The 846-nt window shown below is 39.4% G+C and carries 2 protein-coding genes; one reads left to right on the top strand and one right to left on the bottom strand.

From position 1 onward, the window contains the following. The first annotated feature begins 2 nt into the window (after positions 1-2). Positions 3-422, top strand: coding sequence for an ankyrin repeat domain-containing protein (locus ND811_RS19465; protein ID WP_265365565.1), 420 nt, complete (start codon positions 3-5; stop codon positions 420-422). A gap of 183 nt (positions 423-605) precedes the next feature. Here the strand turns inward: ND811_RS19465 and ND811_RS19460 are convergent. Continuing rightward, positions 606-846: hypothetical protein (locus ND811_RS19460; RefSeq protein WP_265353638.1), on the bottom strand; the 241-nt coding region annotated here is incomplete at its 5' end.

Below are 846 nucleotides of genomic sequence, written 5' to 3'. Positions count from 1 at the left end.
CGATTCAATGTGCGAATGTTCAAACGAGATCAGAAGATCGATTTCACAATCTTTATTACCAGGTTGCAGTAGGTAATACGGAAAGAGTCAGACAACTAATCACTTTAGGATACGATATTAATACTCCAGAAGACACATTTGAAAGACTAACACCACTTATGATAGCTTCTAAAGAAGGTCACACGGAAATTGTGTCACTATTAGTATCCATGAAAGTCCAATTAGATGCAAAAACCAGGAATGGACATACTGCCCTAATGATGGCATCTTATAATCGTTATCCGAAAATTGTTAAGATCTTACTTGAAGCAGGAGCAAATCCAAATTTAGTCACGAATGAAGGTCATACTGCCTTGTCCGAAATTCTCCTCTCCGAAAGGGATGAGATTGTTAGGTTATTGATAGAAAAAGGTGCTAAATGAAAATCCGCAATTTTTCACCTATTTTAATCATTTCATGTTTGCTTTTATTGTTGTTTGTAAGATGTGCCAATTCATTTTCCAATCATTCGATTGATAATTGTCGGAAAAAGTGTGTTGCTGACCAATCACTTTGTTATATGATTACTCTGCAAAGTCCCTCTACAAATACCAATCAACTCAATCTTACCTGTCCAGTCCTTTATATGGCTTGTTACTCCAGTTGTGATTCAAAAAACCAGTCTTCCTCATCCCGCTTTTCTTCCTCCAATCGGTCAGGTAGTCGTTCTGGAGGTGGTGGTCATTCCTCATCGGGGGGAGGAGGTCATTCTTCATCTGGTGGCAGTGGAGGGAGTAGCGGTGGTTCCAGTGGAGGTGGTCATGGAGGAGGAGGGCATTGATAAATTTGATCTTATCATTCGAAATT

The sequence above is a fragment of the Leptospira soteropolitanensis genome (assembly GCF_026151655.1).
In the GTDB taxonomy this organism is placed as follows: Bacteria; Spirochaetota; Leptospiria; order Leptospirales; family Leptospiraceae; genus Leptospira_A; species Leptospira_A soteropolitanensis.
This window is presented reverse-complemented; position numbering and strand designations above follow the sequence as displayed.